The organism is Psychrobacter sp. ANT_H56B (genome assembly GCF_008369245.1).
In the GTDB taxonomy this organism is placed as follows: domain Bacteria; phylum Pseudomonadota; class Gammaproteobacteria; order Pseudomonadales; family Moraxellaceae; genus Psychrobacter; species Psychrobacter cryohalolentis.
This window is the reverse complement of record NZ_VOBF01000007.1, coordinates 28,209-49,117: the sequence shown is the minus strand read 5'-3', so window position 1 is coordinate 49,117 and position 20,909 is coordinate 28,209. Positions and strand designations below refer to the sequence as shown.

The 20,909-nt window shown below is 40.9% G+C and carries 15 protein-coding genes; 4 read left to right on the top strand and 11 right to left on the bottom strand.

Annotation, left to right across the window (positions count from 1 at the left end):
- Nucleotides 1-330 precede the first annotated feature (330 nt).
- Together FQ082_RS09230 and FQ082_RS09225 are read right to left on the bottom strand one after the other, a co-directional pair.
- Nucleotides 331-1,698, bottom strand: a complete 1,368-nt coding sequence (locus tag FQ082_RS09230; protein ID WP_188018936.1) for a restriction endonuclease subunit S — start codon at nt 1,696-1,698, stop codon at nt 331-333.
- Entirely contained in the window at nt 1,698-4,094 is a 2,397-nt protein-coding gene (locus FQ082_RS09225; RefSeq protein ID WP_149492879.1) for a class I SAM-dependent DNA methyltransferase, read from the bottom strand. The genes FQ082_RS09230 and FQ082_RS09225 overlap by 1 nt, the downstream gene beginning before the upstream one ends.
- A gap of 564 nt (nt 4,095-4,658) precedes the next feature.
- On the opposite strand from FQ082_RS09225, the gene FQ082_RS09220 reads away from it, so the two are divergent.
- Nucleotides 4,659-4,952: a contact-dependent growth inhibition system immunity protein gene (locus FQ082_RS09220; protein WP_149492878.1), complete on the top strand. Its 294-nt coding sequence runs from the start codon at nt 4,659-4,661 to the stop codon at nt 4,950-4,952.
- Nucleotides 4,953-5,321: 369 nt separating this feature from the next.
- On the opposite strand, the gene FQ082_RS09215 is transcribed toward FQ082_RS09220, so the two are convergent.
- Nucleotides 5,322-5,681: a hypothetical protein gene (locus tag FQ082_RS09215; protein WP_020442788.1), complete on the bottom strand. Its 360-nt coding sequence runs from the start codon at nt 5,679-5,681 to the stop codon at nt 5,322-5,324.
- A gap of 35 nt (nt 5,682-5,716) precedes the next feature.
- On the opposite strand from FQ082_RS09215, the gene FQ082_RS09210 reads away from it, so the two are divergent.
- Nucleotides 5,717-6,517, top strand: a complete 801-nt coding sequence (locus tag FQ082_RS09210; RefSeq protein WP_149492877.1) for an NAD-dependent deacylase — start codon at nt 5,717-5,719, stop codon at nt 6,515-6,517.
- An 11-nt stretch (nt 6,518-6,528) separates the two neighbouring features.
- Here FQ082_RS09210 and FQ082_RS09205 read toward each other — a convergent pair whose 3' ends face one another.
- The 4 genes from FQ082_RS09205 to FQ082_RS09190 all read right to left on the bottom strand — a co-directional run bounded on the left by FQ082_RS09205 (nt 6,529) and on the right by FQ082_RS09190 (nt 10,295).
- Complete coding sequence (locus FQ082_RS09205; RefSeq protein ID WP_149492876.1) at nt 6,529-7,527, bottom strand: adenosine deaminase; 999 nt, start codon at nt 7,525-7,527, stop codon at nt 6,529-6,531.
- 91 nt (nt 7,528-7,618) lie between these two features.
- Nucleotides 7,619-8,143, bottom strand: coding sequence for a TPM domain-containing protein (locus tag FQ082_RS09200; protein ID WP_020442785.1), 525 nt, complete (start codon nt 8,141-8,143; stop codon nt 7,619-7,621).
- 91 nt (nt 8,144-8,234) lie between these two features.
- Complete coding sequence (locus tag FQ082_RS09195) at nt 8,235-9,398, bottom strand: TPM domain-containing protein (RefSeq protein WP_149492875.1); 1,164 nt, start codon at nt 9,396-9,398, stop codon at nt 8,235-8,237.
- Between the two features lie 264 nt (nt 9,399-9,662).
- Nucleotides 9,663-10,295, bottom strand: coding sequence for a LemA family protein (locus FQ082_RS09190; RefSeq protein WP_149492874.1), 633 nt, complete (start codon nt 10,293-10,295; stop codon nt 9,663-9,665).
- 958 nt (nt 10,296-11,253) lie between these two features.
- On the opposite strand from FQ082_RS09190, the gene FQ082_RS09185 reads away from it, so the two are divergent.
- Nucleotides 11,254-12,804: an alanine/glycine:cation symporter family protein gene (locus tag FQ082_RS09185; RefSeq protein WP_020442782.1), complete on the top strand. Its 1,551-nt coding sequence runs from the start codon at nt 11,254-11,256 to the stop codon at nt 12,802-12,804.
- Between the two features lie 286 nt (nt 12,805-13,090).
- Here FQ082_RS09185 and FQ082_RS09180 read toward each other — a convergent pair whose 3' ends face one another.
- Nucleotides 13,091-13,693: a fasciclin domain-containing protein gene (locus FQ082_RS09180; RefSeq protein ID WP_149492873.1), complete on the bottom strand. Its 603-nt coding sequence runs from the start codon at nt 13,691-13,693 to the stop codon at nt 13,091-13,093.
- A 340-nt stretch (nt 13,694-14,033) separates the two neighbouring features.
- On the bottom strand, nt 14,034-14,588 hold the full coding sequence (locus tag FQ082_RS09175; protein WP_149492872.1) for a fasciclin domain-containing protein: 555 nt from the start codon (nt 14,586-14,588) through the stop codon (nt 14,034-14,036).
- Nucleotides 14,589-15,142: 554 nt separating this feature from the next.
- Here FQ082_RS09175 and metH point away from each other — a divergent pair.
- Entirely contained in the window at nt 15,143-18,958 is a 3,816-nt protein-coding gene (metH, locus tag FQ082_RS09170; RefSeq protein WP_149492871.1) for a methionine synthase, read from the top strand.
- A 156-nt stretch (nt 18,959-19,114) separates the two neighbouring features.
- Here metH and FQ082_RS13025 read toward each other — a convergent pair whose 3' ends face one another.
- Together FQ082_RS13025 and FQ082_RS09165 are read right to left on the bottom strand one after the other, a co-directional pair.
- Complete coding sequence (locus FQ082_RS13025; protein ID WP_188018935.1) at nt 19,115-19,261, bottom strand: hypothetical protein; 147 nt, start codon at nt 19,259-19,261, stop codon at nt 19,115-19,117.
- An 85-nt stretch (nt 19,262-19,346) separates the two neighbouring features.
- On the bottom strand, nt 19,347-20,867 hold the full coding sequence (locus FQ082_RS09165) for an NACHT domain-containing protein (RefSeq protein WP_149492870.1): 1,521 nt from the start codon (nt 20,865-20,867) through the stop codon (nt 19,347-19,349).
- Between the last annotated feature and the right edge of the window lie 42 nt (nt 20,868-20,909).

Genomic DNA, 20,909 nt, shown 5'->3' with positions numbered 1-20,909 from the left:
ACTACGAATAATTAGAAAACTTTCCTTCTTTAAAGCCCGAATATTTGAAATGGTCGATAAGCTTATATTTTTATCTAGCAGAACTTCTACCTCTTCCCATCTAAAACCTTTTAAATAGGTGACCGTATTAGCTCTAAATCTTGTAAATACCTATTGCTATTTCTTATATATTCTCGTCTTCTAAGGATGCTTCTAGTATTTTTTAGATCATTCTGTTTATTAGATATTTTATCTTTTAATATTGCATAACCTATGGTTATAAAGGCACAGAAAGTAAGTCCTAACTGACTCCAGATACCAACATCCATCACTACACCCCTAAATTAAGAACTACTGAGGCACTTGCCAGCCCCTCACATCAATCTTACCCGTGACAGCAGCAGAAATTAAAGCGGTGCGGCGTTCTTGCATGAGTTGGATGGCTTTTTCTGCACTTCTAGTTAATTCATCAAACTTACTTTTCATATTCTCGATATATTCAACAATTTTTTGTTGTTCATCAATAGTAGGAGTCGGTACTTTGACGTACCTAACTTCTCCACAATTTAAATGAGGATGCATACCACCTGTTCTTATTGAATATAAGGTTGAATAGCCATAAGACGATTGAAGAATTAAGGATAAATAACTACCCAAAATCAAATCAGTTGTTGGTTGTAAAATAATTAATGCATGACAGTTATAACCTTCTTCTCTTTCTGTCACTAAACCTATATCTCCAGTGCCTGCACCAGTCTGCACAACAAGAACATCACCTTTTTTTAGTATTGATTTTGAATGCTTCTTACTCCAATTATCTGTCACAAAATATGCATCATCAAAATTTACATTACCACGCTTTATATGAGTAGCTTGAACATAAGGAACCCCTTGTTTTACAAGTATGTCTCTAGTAGGTCCTACATAGCCATTGGTGATTTTTTGCGTTAATTTTGAAATGGCTAACACCTCCCAATGCTCCGGCACATCCCCCAACCATTCCACCCCAGAATCTTTCATTGGTGCATCAGGGTTTAAGCCTTTGGTCACCGCATGACTGATAACGGCTTGGCGCTTATCTTTTAATAGTTGAATCAGGGTTTGCTGTTTTTCAATTAGGGTATCGATTTGGGCGGTTTCATGGTCGAGGAAGTTGGCGACTCCCTCTTGCTCATCTCGCGTAGGTAGTAAAATATTAATTGATAAGAAATCTTCCTTAGAAATACTTTGCATACTACTACTAGCACCCTCTGCAAAATTTGAAATTTGATCTCTAAAACCTCTAAGATACATAAAATAATGAAGATATTTTGAGCTTTGAGCTTCATCATCGTTATAGACTGTTTGCCATAAACGATCGGGAAGATAAAGATTACTGTAGTTCTCTGTGACGTAAACAGCAGCACCAACGAGATCAGGCGTATTCATTCGACTTATTATTATTGAGCCTGCTCTTACTGGGCATTTAACTCTACTCAACTCCTCTTCAAACACAGTCTTATTTTCTTCGGCACGAAACTCTCTAGTGTAAACGCAACTTGTTTTTAGAACGCCAAACTCTCCTTCCGATTTAGGATAATCAGCAGCATTTACACTAACACCTGACTCAAGATTTTTTATTAAATACTTAAGCTTAGTGACCTGCCAACCTTGAGGCATTTCAGGTATCCAGCTTACACCTGTATTTTTATATTCTGCATACTGCTCGTATTTCGCCATTACGAATGCACCTCACCCAATAGCTGCATAATTTCCGTACTGACCGCATCCAAGTCCGCATCGATATCGGCAAGCGCGCGCGGTGGCTCGTACACATAGAAATGACGATTAAAGGGTATCTCATAGCCGACCACGCCAATCTCTGCATCAATAGCATCTACCTTTTCAGCATTAATCCACGCATCCGGCACATGCGGCTGCACCTCACGGGCGAAGTACGCTTCAATCAGCGCGGTGGTGGTCATGCTTGGGTCAAGCGGCACGTTTTCATAATCACGCAAGTCGCCATCTGGCTGAAACTCAACGATTTTGGCTGGCTTGTCTGCTTGTTGATGAATCGGGGCGGGTTTGTAGCTAAATGCACCATAGAGCGGATTGGCAACCTTGACCATTTTCTTAATGACGGGTTCGGCTTCAGGGTTTTTCCAAGTAATAGCATCTAGCAGCTGTTTCTTTTCTTTAGCGTCAAGATTTATTTCAGTCTCTTTTAACGCTTGTTTAAACACTTTATCAAACTCATTAAAATCGTCGAATTGGCTGTCACCGATAGCCGACTGCAAGGCTTTGGCTTTATTCATCAGCTTAAGTTGCGTTTGCCATATCTTGGCATCAAGCACGTCTTTGATTTGGCTTTCTTTTAGCTCGCTAAAGTCTGCCTTTATCATCGCCCGTGCATCAACCGTAACCGTAGATAAGTCGCCATAGCTGTCACTGTTATTATCAGTAGCCCAGTCACTAGCAAACTTCTCATATAACGCTGGCATGACCATATCAAAAGGTTTTGGCGCATAGCGTAGGCTATCAATGGTGCTATCTGTCAGTTGTGCCGATAAGCGCAATGGACGCTCAATGGTTAAACGGCGATAGCCAAATTCATGGGTTTCAAAGATTTTACTGGCAAAGGTTTTGGCAGGCTCACTTTTAGGATTGGAAGACTGACGACCACGATTCGACTTAACCTCTTCTGGTTTATCTAATACACGCGCATCGACCACTTCAAAGTGACCAAAGCTGCGGGTAATGGTCTTGATATCGTCTTCGCTCATCTCATTACGCTTTGAGCCAAGTGACTTACGCATCTTGCTGTATAGATTACTACCATCGATCAGCTGCACTTGTCCGCGGCGCTCTTCTGCTTTCTTATTACTTAATATCCAGATATAGGTAGCAATGCCCGTGTTATAGAACATATCGTTTGGCAAGGCGATGATAGCTTCTAGCAAGTCAGCTTCTAAGATATAACGGCGAATCTCACTTTCACCACTACCTGCGCCACCCGTGAATAACGGTGAACCATTTAAGATGATACCGATACGGCTGCCTTGATTGCTGTTTTGAGTGTTGTTTTGAGTGTTACTAGCTTCTTGCTCACTAGCAGTAATCGGACGCATCTTACTCAGCAAGTGCATCAGGAATAATAGCGAACCATCAGACACACGCGGCAAGCCAGCCCCAAAGCGACCGTCAAAGCCTTTTTGCGTATGCTCGTCATTGATCTCACCCGATATCTTTTTCCAGTCAACCCCAAACGGCGGGTTCGATAGCATGTAGTCAAACTTCTCAGCGACCAGCTGATCACTAGACAAAGTGTTGCCCAGCTTAATGTTATTGACCTCTTGCCCTTTAATCAGCATGTCGGCTTTACAGATCGCATAAGACTCAGGGTTTAGCTCTTGACCATAGGTACGCATCACCGCGTCAGGGTTTAGCTCTAGCACGTATTCCATACCAGAGGATAGGAAACCGCCCGTACCCGCTGTGGGATCATATATAGTGCGAATAATGCCGTCTTTGGTCAAGGCATCATCATCTTCCATAAATACCAGTGAGGTAGTCAGACGGACAATATCGCGCGGGGTGAAATGCTCCCCTGCGGTTTCGTTTGAGCTTTCAGCAAAGCGGCGGATTAGCTCTTCAAAAACAAAGCCCATTTCATGGTTAGAGATAGCGTCAGGGCTTAGGTCGGTATTGGCGAACTTCTGCACCACTTTATACAGTAAGTTGGCATCCGCTAGCTGGCCGACAAACTCTTCAAACTTGAAATGCTCAAATATCTCACGCGCGTCTTTAGAGAAAGATTGCACGTAAGTATTTAAGTTATCTTTGATATCGCTTTGACCCATTTTACTAAGATCCATAGGCGAGATATTGTAGAACGGGCGCTTGCTGGCACGAATGATGAACTTCTCTTGCGCTTCCTCAGGCAGACCCATCTCAGCGATACGCTGACTCTCAGCGACTACGTTTGCCTTGGTCTCTTCTAGTACACACTCTAAGCGGCGCAATAATGTAAATGGCAGAATTATACGGCCGTATTGAGACTGCTTAAAATCACCACGTAATAGATCAGCAACTGACCAGATGAAAGCCGCTGTTTGAGAGAAGTTTTTGGTCATGGGTTCGTCTTATTGTTTGTTGAGCAAGGATAAATACTTGAGATGATATGACAGGCTTAAAAATTGGCTAACACGTACTGCGATGGAACATATCGACTTATAACGGTCTATAAAAATCATTGTATGATAGTAGAGGATATGAACGCTAGTTTGCAAACGCAATTAAGGCTTTTATTGGATAAAAGTATTCTTATTTAAATAAAAGAATTCTTTTAATATCTGGATACTGCTTTTGGAAGCAAGGAAATGAGGAAGCAAGTAAAACAGGAATAAAAATGCGCTTTTTTATACCTTTATTTCAAAGTGGAAAACCACCTCTAAGCTAATAAAATAACTAGCTGACGTTGGAAGCAGAAAAATTCTCAGGAAGCAGAAAGTGGAATAATTAACATTCTACAGTAGCGGCTTTAAATGTAGGATAGTACACTAGAAAGGAATCCAGATTTACTCACAGTGACCGACCTATAAGTGCAACTAGATAGCTATTGGAGATTGAAACCCAACGCCTTTCAAAGTAAAAATGCGACTGTTTGTACTCATGAATGTTATGTACTGGGAAATATTGTGAGTAATACATTTATATATCTGATGAATGCCTATTTCTATCAAAATTGGTGGGCAGAGTATTCTGATCCTAAAGTGAATGACGCAGATGTTCTCATTCATTTTGCGAGTAAGGAAAATCTAGATATCTTAAATAGCTTAGTTCAAGACCTCGAGTATATATTGGCCAATGATTTAGCAAAAAAATTTTTTGAAAACAATACCTTTGATTTCGATCCATTATTAAATGGTTATGCTAGTGAGCAAGCATGGATTGAGTCAGCTTATAAGACACTAATGGCTGAAATTAGATAATTGACTTTCATCAGCATAATTATTTTGTAAGCAGCTATGAGTAAGCTTCCAAGTTATAAGCCGAGGGTAACGATATTAAAATGTTGTACATATTGTTGTACATAAAATAAAATTTATCTAAATTATCTATGTTAATCAATATTTTAAGACAACTGGTTGACTCCCGCCGAGCGCACCAATCATCGTATTTCGCCATTTCTCAGCACTACCTCAAATCTATAAGACCATTTAAAACAAAACCTTGAAGTTTTTATCATTAATAAGCTCGTCTGTTAATACCTATAAAATGTTGTATATATTGTTGTTAACTCCATTTTATGCTGACTTATGACAGAGTGTTATTTCTCCTAGCTAGGTATTCGTACCAATCTACTCTGCCTCTTGCAAATTGGCATCTAGTTGCGCACGGCTAGGCACACGCTGATAATTAATCACTGGTATATCACCCAAACGGCGTTGACTGGCGGCAAGCTTGGGGTCGATCGTAATCATCGCGATTTTTATATTTTGTCGAGTAACGAGCAAATGACTGCCCTTTCGTGTCACTCGATAATCAGGAAAATACTGCTTAATCATCTCCGCCGTCTTTTGTAAGGCGTCATTGATCGGTTTTTTCTTATCTTTTGACTTTGTATCATGCAAGTTATTTGGTGCACGTGATTTTGCAAAAAACCATAGTCCAACGATAACTGCCGTCAATATGACAAGCCACCAAATTCCGTCTATCATAAGAAAGGATATCCATTATTAGCAAGGGTTAGCTTATGTTAGCAGAATTATCATCAGCGTTAATAGCAGAAGTAGAGCGTGCTGCTGAACTATTAGAATCAAAACAGCATATTTGCCTTTTAACTGGCGCAGGGATTTCAGCAGAAAGCGGCATTCCGACTTTTCGTGATAAGCAAACTGGCTTGTGGGAGAATTATCGGGCTGAGGACTTGGCGACACCAGATGCCTTCGCTCGCGATCCAAAGCTAGTTTGGTCATGGTATCAATGGCGCAGACAGCTCGTGGCTAGTAAAAAACCCAATCCTGCCCATACAGCATTGGCACAGTGGCAGTATCACAGTCAATCGACTAATCAGCAACTAACCCTCATTACTCAAAATGTCGATGATTTGCATGAGCAAGCAGGTAGCGCTGTTACCCACCTGCATGGCAATCTATGGCGTAACCGATGCAGTCAATGTCAGACACCTTATACAATCCAATTAAAAGGCGCTTATAACAGCGAGAATAGCATCAGCTTTGATGAAGCTCTAATGATTTGCCAGCATTGTGATGGTTATATCAGACCTGATATTGTGTGGTTTGGAGAGTCGTTACCGATGCGGGCATGGCAGACAGCAGAGGAAGCTGCCGCGAATTGTGATGTATTTATTAGTATCGGTACTTCTAGCCTCGTCTATCCCGCTGCTGGATTGGCACAACTGGCAAAACATAACGGTGCTAAAATTATCGAGATAAATCCTTATCCGACACCAAATATGCTAGTCGATATTACTCTGGCAGCAAAAGCTGGTGTCATCCTGCCAGAGTTGGTAAAAAGAATGGGCATACTATAATAGACAAACCATTAACCTACCGCTTGATCGACTTTGTCCAAATACTGCTGCTTTAGCTCATCACTGATAAATGACGATCTAAAAGAGTTCTTTACCAAGGTGATAATATCATCTTCTGTTAATGGCAAATTCTCACTGATATTGATGAAGTTTTGGTTGATATAGCCTTTAAAGTAAGCAGGGTCATCTGAGTTGACAGTGATGTTTAGACCATAATCTAGCAGCTCTTTGATGTTGTGCTCTTTATAGGTGTCAAATACTCTCAACTCGATATTAGAATTCGGGCACACGGTGAGCGGCATCTGCTCATCTTTTAGACGCTGCATCAGCTCAGCGCTTTTGATAGATTGCACGCCATGGTCGATTCTGCTGATATCCAATAAATCTAACGCTTCATAAATGTAAGAGAAATCCGCTTCTTCGCCAGCATGGGCAACCAACTTAAAGCCTTCCTCTTTTGCCTTTTTAAATACCTCTATAAACTTCGATGGCGGATTGCCTAATTCTGAAGAATCTAAACCGACACCAATAATGTCGTCTTTAAATGGCAATGCTTGCTCTAACGTTTCAAACGCTTCTTCTTGTGATAAATGCCGTAAAAAGCACATGATAATACAAGAGGTAATACCATATTGTGCTTTGGCATCAGCCAGTGCACGTTTGATGCCTGTTATGACTGTCTCAAACGCCACGCCTCTTGCCGTATGCGTCTGCGGATCAAAAAATATCTCTGTATGAATGACATTGTCTTCGACACATTTGAGAATATACTCCCATGTCAAATCGTAGAAGTCCTCCTGCGTAATCAAGACATTGGCACCGGCATAATAGATGTCTAAAAACGTCTGCAGATTGGTAAAGTTATAAGCATTACGCACATCTTCTATGTCTTTATAAGGAATCTCTATCTGGTTCTTTTTTGCCAATCTAAACATAAGCTCAGGCTCGAGCGAGCCTTCAATATGTAAATGCAGTTCTGCTTTTGGCAGTCTTTTTATTAGATCAATCATAATATTCCAGTATTGGCGTTGTATATCGGTTATTTATTAAATATAGCGATAAGTGTTTAGTGTAATCTTCCATGCTGATGGCCGTCTGGGTTTATTTTAAAAAAACCACCGTATCAGACAACTCATTACCTGATGGGTTTTGCTCCAGATGATAATACTGGCGCAGTACTTGACCAACCTCATCGAGCAATTCAGTCAAGCTTTCTTCTGTCTTCTGATTGGCAATACCGACTACCGCTTTGTCACACATTGCGCGCCAAACTGTTGGGCTAACATGGGCACTGATACCACGATCAGCAACGATTTCAAGCTTATGCTCGCAAACATTGACGTATATCAGCACACCAGTGTTTTCTTCAGTATCCCACACTCGATACTCACTAAATAAATCAATCGCACGGTCACGGCAGTCGCTATGATAGGCCTCTTGAATAGGCAAATGATTTTCTACGATCAAAAATACCTCGCCGCGGTGACCTTGCTCAGCAAGTGTCACCCGCTCTGTCAACCGAGCTTTTGCCGCGGGCGTCAACCATTTACTATGCAAAACGGGGATAAATAAGACTTGGCGCCACCAGCGGGCAAAGCTGGATTTTGAAGCGTTATTCTCTGCCATGATACTATTTCCTCAAGTACGTCATTACTAATGGTTATTTAGTGTCTTTACTAGGTAGCTATGAAGCCACTGAAAAACAACGGGCTAATGCTTACCAAGAACCGCCAGCGCCGCCACCACCAAAACCGCCACCGCCACCGCCGAAGCCGCCACCACCAAAACCACCGCCGCCGAAGCCACCGCCACCGCCCATACCCGGTAGGAATATCATACCACCGCCTCTACCTCCTTTACCGCCGCCAGACCCGCCTTTACCGCCGCCGCGTGAAATCAAGAACAGCCATAAAAATATCGCCATGATGATGGTCATAAATAGACCACCGCCCAATGCTAGTGAGCCTGCAACAAAACCACCGGCCGTCAGTACAGAACCGAATACTCGACCAAATATACTGGTAATAAAGCTACCAAATATCATCGCCATGATGAATAGAAAAATAGGAGATGGCAGCTCGTCTGAGCCTTGTTGGGTAGTACGTTCAGCTGCCTGCGCATCGGCACGAGCAAGCACTTCAGGATCAGCAGATAAACGATTTTGTAAGGCTGTTACGCCTGCCAATATCCCTGCTCCATAATTATTTTGCTTAAATAATGGGGTAATATCCTCTCGAATGATGCGATTGACCGCCGCATCTGGCAGTACACCTTCGAGTCCATAACCTGTCAGTATATACATATCACGGTCATTGACAGCGACAACCACAAGCAAGCCATCATCGATGTCTTTACTACCCAGCTGCCATTTTTCAGCAACTTGCAAGGCATAATCAAAGATAGGCATGCCATTGGTAGTTGGGACAATCACCACTGCTGCTTGTGCCAAACCTTGCTGATAAATTGTACGTAGCTGTGCTTCTAAGCGCTGCTTCTCTTGTGGGTTTAAGATATTAGCTTGGTCGATGACAGGGCTGTTTAAAATCAGTTTGTCCGCATCGACACTGTCAGCAGTTGATTTGACAGGGGGACGTTTGGTCGCATTTGCCTCTGCCACGCCCTCATTGTTGGATGCATTAGGATTGATAGCTTCATTACCGAGTATGGTTTCGTTAATCGCCTCATTGCCTAAAACAGCATCATTAATAGCTTCATTGGATTCAGCGGCTTTTGCAATAGCCACTAAGTCTTCCACACTGCGATTTTGCGTGGTGCTATCGGCAGCAAGCGTACTGTCATCGGGCGCTGCATGCAATGTAGACGCGCTACCAATAGTAAGGGCGAATAACAACGCTGCTAGGGGTGTTTTTAAATGAGTCATTAACTGTATACCACCTCAAGTCAAATCTTTACTAAATTAATAGGTAGAGCGGCAATCAGTAAGTATTTAATTAATCAGTACTTGATGCTCTACCTGTTTTTAATGGCTTAACGATATAAATAGGCTTTAAGAGACGCTTATATTTAATATTAGACGCAACCTATTCATACCAGTAAGAAACGCTAAGACGGCTACACAATTCGTTTAATAGATGAAGCATACCGGCGTGAAATAAACGCATGATTCATCATTATTGATTTGCTGCTATTGAGCCGTCTTTGAGTCGCCATTGTCAAAATCCACGCTTGGTGCAGTAGAAATCTCTTTTTCGTTCGCGACGCTAAAGTTTGGTTTAGCACTCATCCCAAATACTTTTGCCGTAATATTGGTTGGGAATTGACGTACGGTCGTATTGTAACCCTGTACTTCTTGGATATAGCGGTTACGAGCGACGGCGATACGGTTTTCAGTACCTTCTAATTGCGCTTGCAAATCTTGGAATAGCGCATCAGATTTCAGTTCAGGATAACGCTCAGACACTGCCATCAAACGTGATAGTGCACCCGTCATCTGTTCTTGCGCCGCCGCATAACGCTCCATCGCTTCAGGATCATTGAGTACTTCTGGCGTTACGGTGATACCACCAGCGCGTGAGCGGGCTTCAGCCACTTGCGTAAAGACTTCCTGCTCTTGCTTAGCATACTGCTGCACTACTTTTACCAAGTTTGGCACCAAATCCGAGCGACGTTGATATTGGTTGACCACCTCTGACCACGAAGCCGTCACTTGCTCATCTTGAGCCTGAAGATTATTATAACCACAACCTGTCAAGCCGACAGTAGACATGGCTAATACAGCTGATAGCAAGATGGGTTTTACAATGGATTTACGGGTCATTGTGGATTCTCCTAATAATGATAAATATCAAACAACTGATAACAAGATTTTAAAATGGCTTTTGACTGCTTTTTTTGATACTGACTTCAATACCATGACTATATAAGCTTATATTTTGTAGCCTACAATATGTTGTGCTAATAATGGCGCTATAACGCTTTTTTTACAATTCATCGTTACCAAAACACAACCGCAAGCAACGACTTGTAGCATAATCTCTCGCTCTGTTTTGACTATGTATCTATATAACATAAATTATTGAAAAATCATCCAAACTGAGATAAATCGACCTTATGCCATATTCTACGGTACTTGTTGCCATAATAAAGCTTGCCATAACATATATATGGCTGCCGCTAAGAAGAAATTTCTAGTAATTGGGTAAAAAATATGGCAAATTGCAGTTACGTAGCTGTACGGTTTGCATACATTTGGTAGTGGACTTATTTTCTTCATAGTACTAGCGATTCGTTTATTTATCATTTAAAAGGATTAATAGACAGATAAATCATCGCTTTATGACTCTATTACGCAATTGTACTTAGCCGATACTGCTCATAGAAAGCTGAATACCATCGCGATGATGGGTATTTAAAATTATAACCGCCTGTTTTATCCACTGGTTTATTTATAACAGCGTTTATGTTTATGGCAGGATGACGGATTACCAAAGTAAAGAGACAGTAAAAAGATGGCAACCATCGCCAATCGATTGATATTTATATATAAATGATATCAAGAGATGAGCAAATACAGCCAAACTTTGATAATAAACCAAGCGGATAAACACAGACAACTACAGTCCATTCTTGGTGACTATGTACATATGAAGCTTGAATCATTGTTTAAGTACATGCAGATAATTTGAGTGGTTGGCTTTAATAAGGATATTAAACCGTTAACTCACTCTATGCATCCTCATATATAGTCATTTTGAGACAGTTGAAGGAATAGATATATGGAAGGTTTAGTCAATTTAGTAAACGGAATTATTTGGAGCCCCGCATTAATTTACTTATGCTTGGGCGCAGGTCTATTTTATTCCATCATGACGCGCTTTGTACAAGTACGTTTATTCGGTGAAATGATCAAATTGCTATTTACTGGTAAATCTAGTGAACAAGGCATTTCATCGTTTCAGGCACTTGCCGTCTCGCTTGCTGGTCGTGTGGGTATGGGTAACATCGCAGGGGTAGCAGCCGCTATCGGCTTCGGTGGTCCTGGTGCTGTATTTTGGATGTGGGTAGTTGCTTTCCTAGGCGCATCTACTGCTTATGTTGAGTCGACACTGGCTCAGATTTACAAAGAAAAAGATGTAATCACTGGCGAATATCGCGGTGGCCCTGCTTACTATTTTGAGCGTGCACTTGGTCAAAAATGGTACGGCATCCTTTTTGCAATCTCATCTATCCTTGCTTGTGGTATGTTCCTACCAGGCGTACAGGCAAACGGCGTTATCAGTGCTTTCGCGCAGGTAATGGGTGAAGGTTCTATCGTTAACATTGGAGCCTTAGAAGTCGGCTCTATGCGGTTAGTAGCATTGGGTATTATTCTTGTGGTATTAGGTATCATCATCTTCGGTGGTATCAAGCGTATCGCAACGTTTACCGAGTATGCGGTTCCTTTCATGGCAATCGGCTATATTATCCTTGCACTGATCATCATGTTTGCTAACTTTGAGATGATTCCAGAAGTATTTGGCTTAATCGTTGGTGATGCGTTTACTGCTCAAGCAGGTTTTGGTGCAGCGATTGGTTGGGGTGTAAAACGTGGTATTTACTCTAACGAAGCCGGTCAAGGTACAGGTCCTCACGCTGCTGCTGCTGCTGAAGTTGAGCATCCATCACAGCAAGGTTTGGTACAGGCCTTCTCGGTTTACGTTGATACGTTACTGGTTTGTTCTGCTACTGCATTTATGATCTTAACGATGGGTACTTATAACATCCAAGGTACATTACCAGATGGTCAATTCATCGTCCAGAATGTAGCGGCTACGACTGAAATCAACGCTCCAGCATTTACGCAAATGGCAATGGAATCTGTCTATGGTGGTTTTGGTAATACCTTTATCGCTATCGCCGTCTTCTTCTTTGCCTTTACAACCATCTTGGCTTACTACTACATCGCTGAAGTGAACGTTGCTTACTTGACGCGCTTTATCGGTCGCGGTGCCAACAAAACTGGTCTATTTTTAGTTAAAGTCCTAATCATGGTGATGGTTGCCTATGGTGGTCTTAACTCAGCCGGTTATATTTGGGCAATTGGTGATATTGGTGTTGGTCTTATGGCTTGGCTCAATATTGTTGGTATTCTTGTTATCTTCTTTGTGGCACGTCCGACGCTTACCATGCTTAAAGACTATGAAGCACAGCGTAAAGCTGGTGTAACGCGCTATACATTTGATCCTGCAAAATTCGGTATCAAAAACGCGCCTTATTGGGAAGAGCGTCATCTAAAAGAGCAACAAAGAATAGCGGCACAAGATCCTTTAAATAAAGAGCATCGTTAATCCTCTGTAAAGTATTTGCCTACTAGCCAGTTATTAAAAAAGCCCGAGACCATTGTCTTGGGCTTTTTTGTATGTGCGCTCTTGCCTCTTTTCTACTATATTCGGTCCTAAATAAAAGAAATACAAATGTCATAAGGCACTACTGGATTCCTTTTACATTGCATCGACTCAAATTATTAGCAGCAATTAATAGGCAGCAAAAAGCCCAACTCAATGGCTGGGCTTTAGGTATTTTTACATCATTTACTGTTTACAAGAAAGACTTAGTAAGTCTATTAACCAAAACTTATTTAGGCAATAAAACTGTATCAATTACATGCACTACACCATTGGTTGCCATCATATCAGTGCCAACGATGTTGGCGGTATTACCATTTGAATCTGTAATGACATTGGCATCACTAATCGTGATGGTTTGACCATTCGCAGTTTCAATCGCAGTACCGTAAGGAATATCAGCGGCTTTTACAACCATAGGTACGACATGGTATGGAAGCACACTTTTTAGCGTCGCTTGATCAGCAAGTAATTCTTCTTTGGTAATGTTCAATTTAGTCAATAAAGCAGCAAATGCATCATCAGTAGGTGCAAATACTGTGTACTTGTCTTCAGCCATCAGCATCGAATCAAGTCCAGCTGCCTGTAGTGCAGCGGTCAAGATGGTCAAGTCTTTATTGCCAGCTGCCATCTCACCAATAGTCTGCGTAGCTGCTGCTTCAGGGGCAACATCCGCTTCAACCATTGGTTCAGCTGCGACTTCTGGCTCAACGACTACATCAGTGGTTGCTTCTGGCTCAACTGGCTCAGCAACGACTTCTTTATCGTTACAAGCTGCTAATGACATTGCTGCCGCCACAACGGCGATAGATAGTAAGTTCTTTTTTAACATAAGACATTCCTTTGATATTAATAACTATTGAGTGAATAACAATTTGATAAGTACTGATTCGATAAGTAATAATTTTTGCATAAACAGTTTTTTTTAAAATGCACAATACTGTTTAGAATATGACATTCTTTAAAGGGACGTTATCTGAAATCATCTACAATATTAACTGATTGATTTTTAATTGATATATTCTTAGGTAGTAGCACTGTAGCAATCACGTATATAACACAGGCGTTTCGTTATCTGAATCTATAACGAATTTAAGAGCTGCGTAGAACAGCTCTTAAACGATTGATCTTATACGCATATAATGGCTAGTTTATAAAACCTTGCCAAAAGACTATCTAGGCATTAGAACTCTATCAATCACATGTACCACACCATTACTGGCAGTAATGTCCGTTTTTAAAAGATTTGCTGTACGTCCACTTTCATCCATCAATTTGCCTTGGGCTGTGACCATAAGCGTGTCCATGCTTAGCATGGTTATATTGCCTGGTCTAACATCCTTGGCATAAATAGGTGCTGCAGCGTTAATCACGTGATAGCTTAAGATTTTAGTCAATAGTGGTTTATTGGCAAAGAGCTGTGCTTTGGTCATGTTATTTTCTTGTAACGCTTGCATAAAGGCAGCATTGGTTGGCGCAAGAATCGTATAGTTGGCATTAGGATTAGAGAGCGCGCCCGCTAAATCAGCGGCAACGACAGCTTCTACGAGTACAGAGAAGTCAGGATTGCTTTGGGCAATTTGTACTACATTCATTTTTGCCATGGATTGGCTATGCATGGGCGCTTTCATAGGAGCGCTTTTGGCTGGCATCATATTGTTACAAGCACTTAGACCTGCAATTGAAACAGCTAAAATACCAATAGCAGCGATTTTGATGATTTTCATAATATTATCCTTAATGAGTAAATATCTATAATCTGTTGGTTTTTATCTGGTAGGTCAGATGAGATTGGCTTTCCTTAGCAGCAACGCTTAACGATATAATCACTGATTTGATAATGCATGATTAGCCATGAAAAATAATATATAGGCAAACTTGCAAATAAAATCATCAACCCTTACTAATAAGCACCGCTTATGAAACATCAATCCTTCTGAAATTAAATTAACATATCCTTAAGTGGCGTAAACGGCTATTTACGCTACTTTTTGTGGTGTGCATGTAATCTGTATTTGCATTATAAAGTGATACTTTTACGTTTATAATCATAAGTAAAGCTTTCTGTAACCCTAAAGATAAATGATATTCATTTGTGCTCACACGCTTTATGCAATAGACTTTGATAACCTGACATTGGCAATATATTTTCTGCTAAAATCATCTGTATTTATTTACTATTTTTTACTGGCATTGATGGTTTTGACGTCTTCTCTATTAAAAATTATAACGACTTTTTCCTCTTCTTTTTTATAACATTGACTCCATAAGCAGCGCTCCTATGACTCCAACAGCCCGTTCTCAAACTGATACCTCTTCAATCAATCTAACTGACGCCAGTAACCCAAATGCTAATCCCAATGACTTTATATTGACGCCGCCTGCTGTATTCCCTTATAAGGATCAGCAGCTAAAGGCGCGAGCGCGCATTACAGACCAAATGACAGCACGGATTTTGATGCTAGATGGTGCCATGGGCACGCATATTCAGAACTATAAATTAGAGGAAGCGGACTATCGCGGTGAGCGCTTTGCTGATATTAAGCAAGATGTCCGCGGCAATAATGATTTATTGGTGCTGACGCAGCCGCATATGATTAAAGAGATTCATTTGGCGCATTTGGAATCCGGCGCTGATATTATCGAGACAAATAGCTTTAATGGTACGCGGCTGTCGATGGCAGACTACGATATGCAATATCTCGTGCCTGAGCTAAATAAAACGGCTGCTAAAATCGCACGTGAAGCCGCTGACGAATACACTGCGAAGAATCCAGAAAAACCACGCTTTGTCGCTGGGGTTATTGGTCCGACATCGCGTACTTGCTCGCTATCACCTGACGTCAATGACCCCGCCTTTCGTAATATTACCTTTGATGAATTGGTGCTGAACTATCGCGAAGCAACCTTGGCGCTAATGGAAGGTGGCGTTGATATCATTTTGATTGAGACTATTTTTGATACGCTCAATGCCAAAGCAGCAATCTTTGCTGTCACAGGCGTGTTTGATGATATCGGATTTGAATTGCCAATTATGATTTCAGGGACGATTACCGATGCGTCAGGTCGTACCTTATCTGGGCAAACGGCTGAAGCGTTTTATAACTCCATTCGTCATGCCAAACCGCTATCCGTTGGCTTTAACTGTGCGCTCGGTGCAGACGCGCTTAGACCCCATATCCAAACGCTATCGAATATTGCCAATACTTATGTCTCTGCGCATCCAAATGCCGGTCTGCCCAATGAGTTTGGCGAATATGATGAAACTGCCGATGAAACAGCTGCACTGCTTGAAGGCTTTGCCAAAGCTGGTATCTTAAATATCGTCGGCGGCTGTTGTGGTACAACACCTGAGCATATCCGTCAAATCGCTAATATGGTAGCAAATTACCCACCGCGCATCATTCCTGAGATTCCGCCTGCCTGCCGCTTATCTGGTCTTGAGCCATTTACCATCAACGGTGACAGTCTATTCGTCAACGTTGGTGAACGTACCAACGTTACGGGTTCGAAGAAATTCTTACGCTTAATTAAAACCGAAGCTTATCTTGAGGCGCTTGACGTTGCCCGTGACCAAGTTGAAGGCGGCGCACAAATCGTCGACATCAATATGGACGAAGGGATGCTTGACTCTAAACAAGCGATGATTCACTTCGTTAACCTCGTGTCAGGCGAGCCAGATATCAGCCGTGTGCCGTTAATGCTAGATTCATCGAAATGGGACATTATCGAAGAAGGTTTGAAGCGCACTCAAGGTAAATGTGTCGTCAACTCTATCTCATTAAAAGAAGGTCACGCTGAGTTCGTCGAGCGTGCCAAGCTCTGTATGCGCTACGGTGCTGCCATTATTGTTATGGCATTTGATGAAGATGGTCAGGCGGATACCTTTGAGCGTAAAACTCAAATTTGTAAACGCAGCTATGATGTGTTGGTCGATGAAGTAGGCTTCCCTTCTGAAGATATTATCTTTGACCCTAATATTTTTGCAGTTGCTACCGGTATCACTGAGCACAATAACTACGGTGCCGACTTTATTAACGCGACCAAATGGATTACAGAAAACCTGCCAAATGCGATGGTTTCAGGCGGTGTCTCTAACGTCTCGTTTAGTTTCCGTGGTAATCCGATTCGTGAAGCCATCAATTCTGTATTCCTTTATCATGCGATTCAAAACGGCTTAACGATGGGTATCGTCAACCCTGCCATGCTTGAGCTGTATGATGACATTCCTGTCGAGGCACGCGATGCCATCGAAGATGTGATGCTTAATCGCAATCAAGGCGAAACTGGGCAAGATGCCACCGAACGCCTGATGACCATTGCTGAAAACTATCAAGATGGCGGTAAGAAAAAAGACAGTACCGTCGATATGACATGGCGTGAAGGTACGGTCGAAGAACGGATTGCTCATGCGTTGGTAAAAGGTATTACTACTTTTATCGAAGCGGATACTAAAGAAGCGTGGGAGAAATATCCGCGCCCACTTGAGGTCATCGAAGGACCACTGATGGACGGTATGAATATCGTCGGCGACTTATTTGGTGCCGGTAAAATGTTCTTACCTCAGGTAGTAAAATCTGCGCGCGTCATGAAACAGTCCGTCGCGTGGCTAAACCCGTACATTGAAGCTGAAAAAGTCGAGGGTGAAAAGAAAGGTAAAATCCTCATGGCAACGGTCAAAGGTGACGTCCATGATATCGGTAAAAATATCGTCGGCGTGGTACTTGGCTGTAATGGCTATGATATTGTCGATTTGGGCGTGATGGTACCTTGTGAGAAAATCCTCGATACCGCGATAGCTGAGAAAGTCGATATTATTGGCTTATCAGGTCTGATTACCCCAAGCCTTGATGAGATGGTCTATGTGGCTAAGCAAATGCAAGAGCGCGGCATGACTTTGCCCTTGATGATCGGTGGTGCAACGACCTCAAAAGCACATACGGCGGTCAAAGTCGAACCACAATACCAAAATAATGGTGTCATCTATGTGGCGGATGCCTCACGCTCTGTCGGCGTAGTGACCAAGCTACTGTCAAAAGAGCATTGCCAAGGTCTCATTGATGAAACCCGCGAAGAATATATCAAGGTACGTGAGCGTCTGGCTAAGCGCCAACCAAAGGCGGCGAAGGTCACATATGCCGAATCGGTCAAGATTGGCTTTCAGTATGATTGGGATAACTATGTGCCACCTACGCCTAATAAATTAGGACAAGTAATACTAGATGATTACCCGATTCCCAATCTATTACCTTATATCGACTGGACGCCTTTCTTTATCTCTTGGGGACTGGCGGGTAAATATCCGAAAATATTGCAAGATGACGTGGTCGGCGAAGCGGCACGTGATTTATTTGATAATGCCAATGAGCTGATGCAAAAGATGATCGATGAGAAATCACTCGTGGCCAAAGGGGTGTTTAAGCTTATGCCTGCGCGCCGTACTGGCGCGGATACTGTCACTGTCTATGATAAAGCACCGACTAAGGGTGGCATAGCAGAATATCAATTTGAGCATTTGCGCCAACAAAGTGACAAAGCCAGTGGTAAGCCAAACTTTAGCTTGGCAGATTTTATCTCACCATCGGATACGCACACGGATTATCTTGGCGGCTTTACCGTTTCGATCGTTGGAACAGAAGCGCTGGCTGAGAAGTATAAAGCGGCTGGTGACGACTATAATGCCATTATGGTACAAGCCTTGTCCGACCGCTTAGCCGAAGCCTTTGCCGAGCATCTGCATGAGCTGATTCGTAAAGAGTATTGGGGCTATCAGCCGACTGAGTCACTCACCAATGATGAGATGATTAAAGAAAAATATGTTGGTATTCGCCCTGCGCCTGGCTACCCTGCCTGCCCTGAACATACCGAAAAAGGCAAACTGTTTGAATGGCTTGGTACGGGCGATGCCATCGGTACGACCTTGACTGAAAGCTATGCGATGTGGCCTGCGTCATCAGTCAGCGGCTTCTATTACTCGCATCCTGATAGTGAGTACTTTAACGTCGGTAAGATCAGTCGTGATCAGTTAGAGAGTTATGCTGAACGTAAAGGCTGGGATATAAAAACTGCTGAGAAGTGGTTAAATCCGAATTTGTAGATTTAATTTTATTTATAACTTTCTACAGAAGTGTTTGAGACGGGATTGGTCGCTTATGCAGCCAATCCCGATTTTAATTCTATTGGAAAATCTAGTAGATTTGTGCTATTAAACTGCTAACGTTGGCAAATCACTGATACGATCTGGTCAATAACATTAATATTCATAGTCTTCCTGTATAGCTATATATTTTTCAAGACCTTCATACAAATGTAGCAATTCTCTACTTTCTTCAAAAATATATCCTTTCAACGAAAGGAGTTCATTTTCATCAAGAGAATCCTTTAAATATACATAACCCATATTTATTAGTCCTTCAGTAGGAGCATCATGCAAACCATAGTTATGACTAATTTTACGCTCTTTCGCTACTACGTTGGTAATATGACTAAATATTTTTTGGATATTTTTTGGATATTTTTTGGATATTTTTTGGATATCTTACTTGTACTGACGTTATATATCCTTTCGTAATTAGCCTAATATTTAATTTATCGTGGACATTATTTTCTATAAGAATATTATCTATAATTTTATTACTGTACTGATTTATCTCGAAAAAATCTATATATTCTTTTAAAAATGGTATTTTATAATATTTATTATAACTATATTCATCTCCATCTTTAAGAAAATCTATAATACTTTTCATTTTAGAGTATGTTGCGAATTTAGTTAAATAACTACTATAGAAACTACTTTTAAAAGCCTCAGATTTACCTATTATAAAACTAGCACTAAAATATTCTTGAATACTTTTATGCACAAAAGTATAGTTGAGACCGTCTATTGGTAGAAGGCAAACCACCTTAGAAAAATCTTGAAGAATATTACTAGGATCTGCCTGAATATCTTTGTCCTTTATACAAATATCAATTATCTCAACTGCTCTTGGGTAACTAAATATTAACTCATCTTTCTTAAAACTCATAAAGCAAAATTCTTCAAATATCTTTTGCAGCTTGGACTCACTTAACTTACTACTAAATTCTCTCTTATAACCAGGTTTAGTTTTGTCATGACGAGTTGACAATATAGAAAATATGTTCTTGTAAAACTCACTTTGGGTTTTAGGCAGTTCAGAAAGCGCCCTGTATATCATGACATATAAAGTCACCATTAAAGGAGTTGTTATTAAGCTTTTAATATCAGAAGGACTTTCCTCAATTGATTTTTTTAAGATATTTCTAGCATCTTCTTCTTGAACCAGCTTGTTTATTAATGCTTTTTGCTCAGGGTATCTATATGGATCTAACTGATATACTTTAAAAGCGTTGATATTTTGAATATCATCTCCCGGGCGAGAGCTAATTACCATTTGCATTTTAGGGTAATACCTATGCCATCTCTCTATTTCGTTCAGTAACCTTTTTAAATTATCACGACTTACTTCATCAAAACCATCTAAAAATAAAAACAAATCTCCACTTTCAGCTAACACATGAAAATTCTTTTTAGAAAATATTGGTATCCATTCAGCTATAGTAGAGCTGATTGCATCTTCTAAACTCTGATTATTCTCAAGTTTACGCAGTTCTAAGAAAATAGGTATTCTTTTACCTAGTTTAGCCTCTTGATAAGTTAAATACCGCATAAATATGGACTTACCTTGACCCACTGTTCCTTCAATAATAATATTTTTTTTATCAATATCTATTATTTTATTAATCTTAATGTTTATATTCCTTACTCTAGTTGGAATATAAAATTCATGTAAGTCTATACTAGAATCATTTTTATATATTGTTTTTACTTTTGCAACATCTGTTATTTTCTCAGCCAAGCCTTGTAGCGAATCTTTTATTTTTCTATTTTTAGTAGCTACTAAAGCTTTCCCAAATATCCAGTTAGCCAATTTGGTTACTGGCTCACTTAATAAAATAGACAAAGCGGTATTTTCTATAATCATCAGCGTATCCAAATTTCATTTTTATGAAATACTCAAATTAAC

Coding starts and splice junctions, on each gene's coding strand:
- FQ082_RS09215 (WP_020442788.1), bottom strand. CDS start 5,681: ATGATAGACGGAATTTGGTGGCTTGTCATATTGACGGCAGTTATCGTT.
- FQ082_RS09210 (WP_149492877.1), top strand. CDS start 5,717: ATGTTAGCAGAATTATCATCAGCGTTAATAGCAGAAGTAGAGCGTGCT.
- FQ082_RS09230 (WP_188018936.1), bottom strand. CDS start 1,698: ATGGCGAAATACGAGCAGTATGCAGAATATAAAAATACAGGTGTAAGC.
- metH (WP_149492871.1), top strand. CDS start 15,143: ATGACTCCAACAGCCCGTTCTCAAACTGATACCTCTTCAATCAATCTA.
- FQ082_RS09180 (WP_149492873.1), bottom strand. CDS start 13,693: ATGTTAAAAAAGAACTTACTATCTATCGCCGTTGTGGCGGCAGCAATG.
- FQ082_RS09205 (WP_149492876.1), bottom strand. CDS start 7,527: ATGATTGATCTAATAAAAAGACTGCCAAAAGCAGAACTGCATTTACAT.
- FQ082_RS09225 (WP_149492879.1), bottom strand. CDS start 4,094: ATGACCAAAAACTTCTCTCAAACAGCGGCTTTCATCTGGTCAGTTGCT.
- FQ082_RS09190 (WP_149492874.1), bottom strand. CDS start 10,295: ATGACCCGTAAATCCATTGTAAAACCCATCTTGCTATCAGCTGTATTA.
- FQ082_RS09195 (WP_149492875.1), bottom strand. CDS start 9,398: ATGACTCATTTAAAAACACCCCTAGCAGCGTTGTTATTCGCCCTTACT.
- FQ082_RS09200 (WP_020442785.1), bottom strand. CDS start 8,143: ATGGCAGAGAATAACGCTTCAAAATCCAGCTTTGCCCGCTGGTGGCGC.
- FQ082_RS09185 (WP_020442782.1), top strand. CDS start 11,254: ATGGAAGGTTTAGTCAATTTAGTAAACGGAATTATTTGGAGCCCCGCA.
- FQ082_RS09165 (WP_149492870.1), bottom strand. CDS start 20,867: ATGATTATAGAAAATACCGCTTTGTCTATTTTATTAAGTGAGCCAGTA.
- FQ082_RS13025 (WP_188018935.1), bottom strand. CDS start 19,261: ATGGGTTATGTATATTTAAAGGATTCTCTTGATGAAAATGAACTCCTT.
- FQ082_RS09175 (WP_149492872.1), bottom strand. CDS start 14,588: ATGAAAATCATCAAAATCGCTGCTATTGGTATTTTAGCTGTTTCAATT.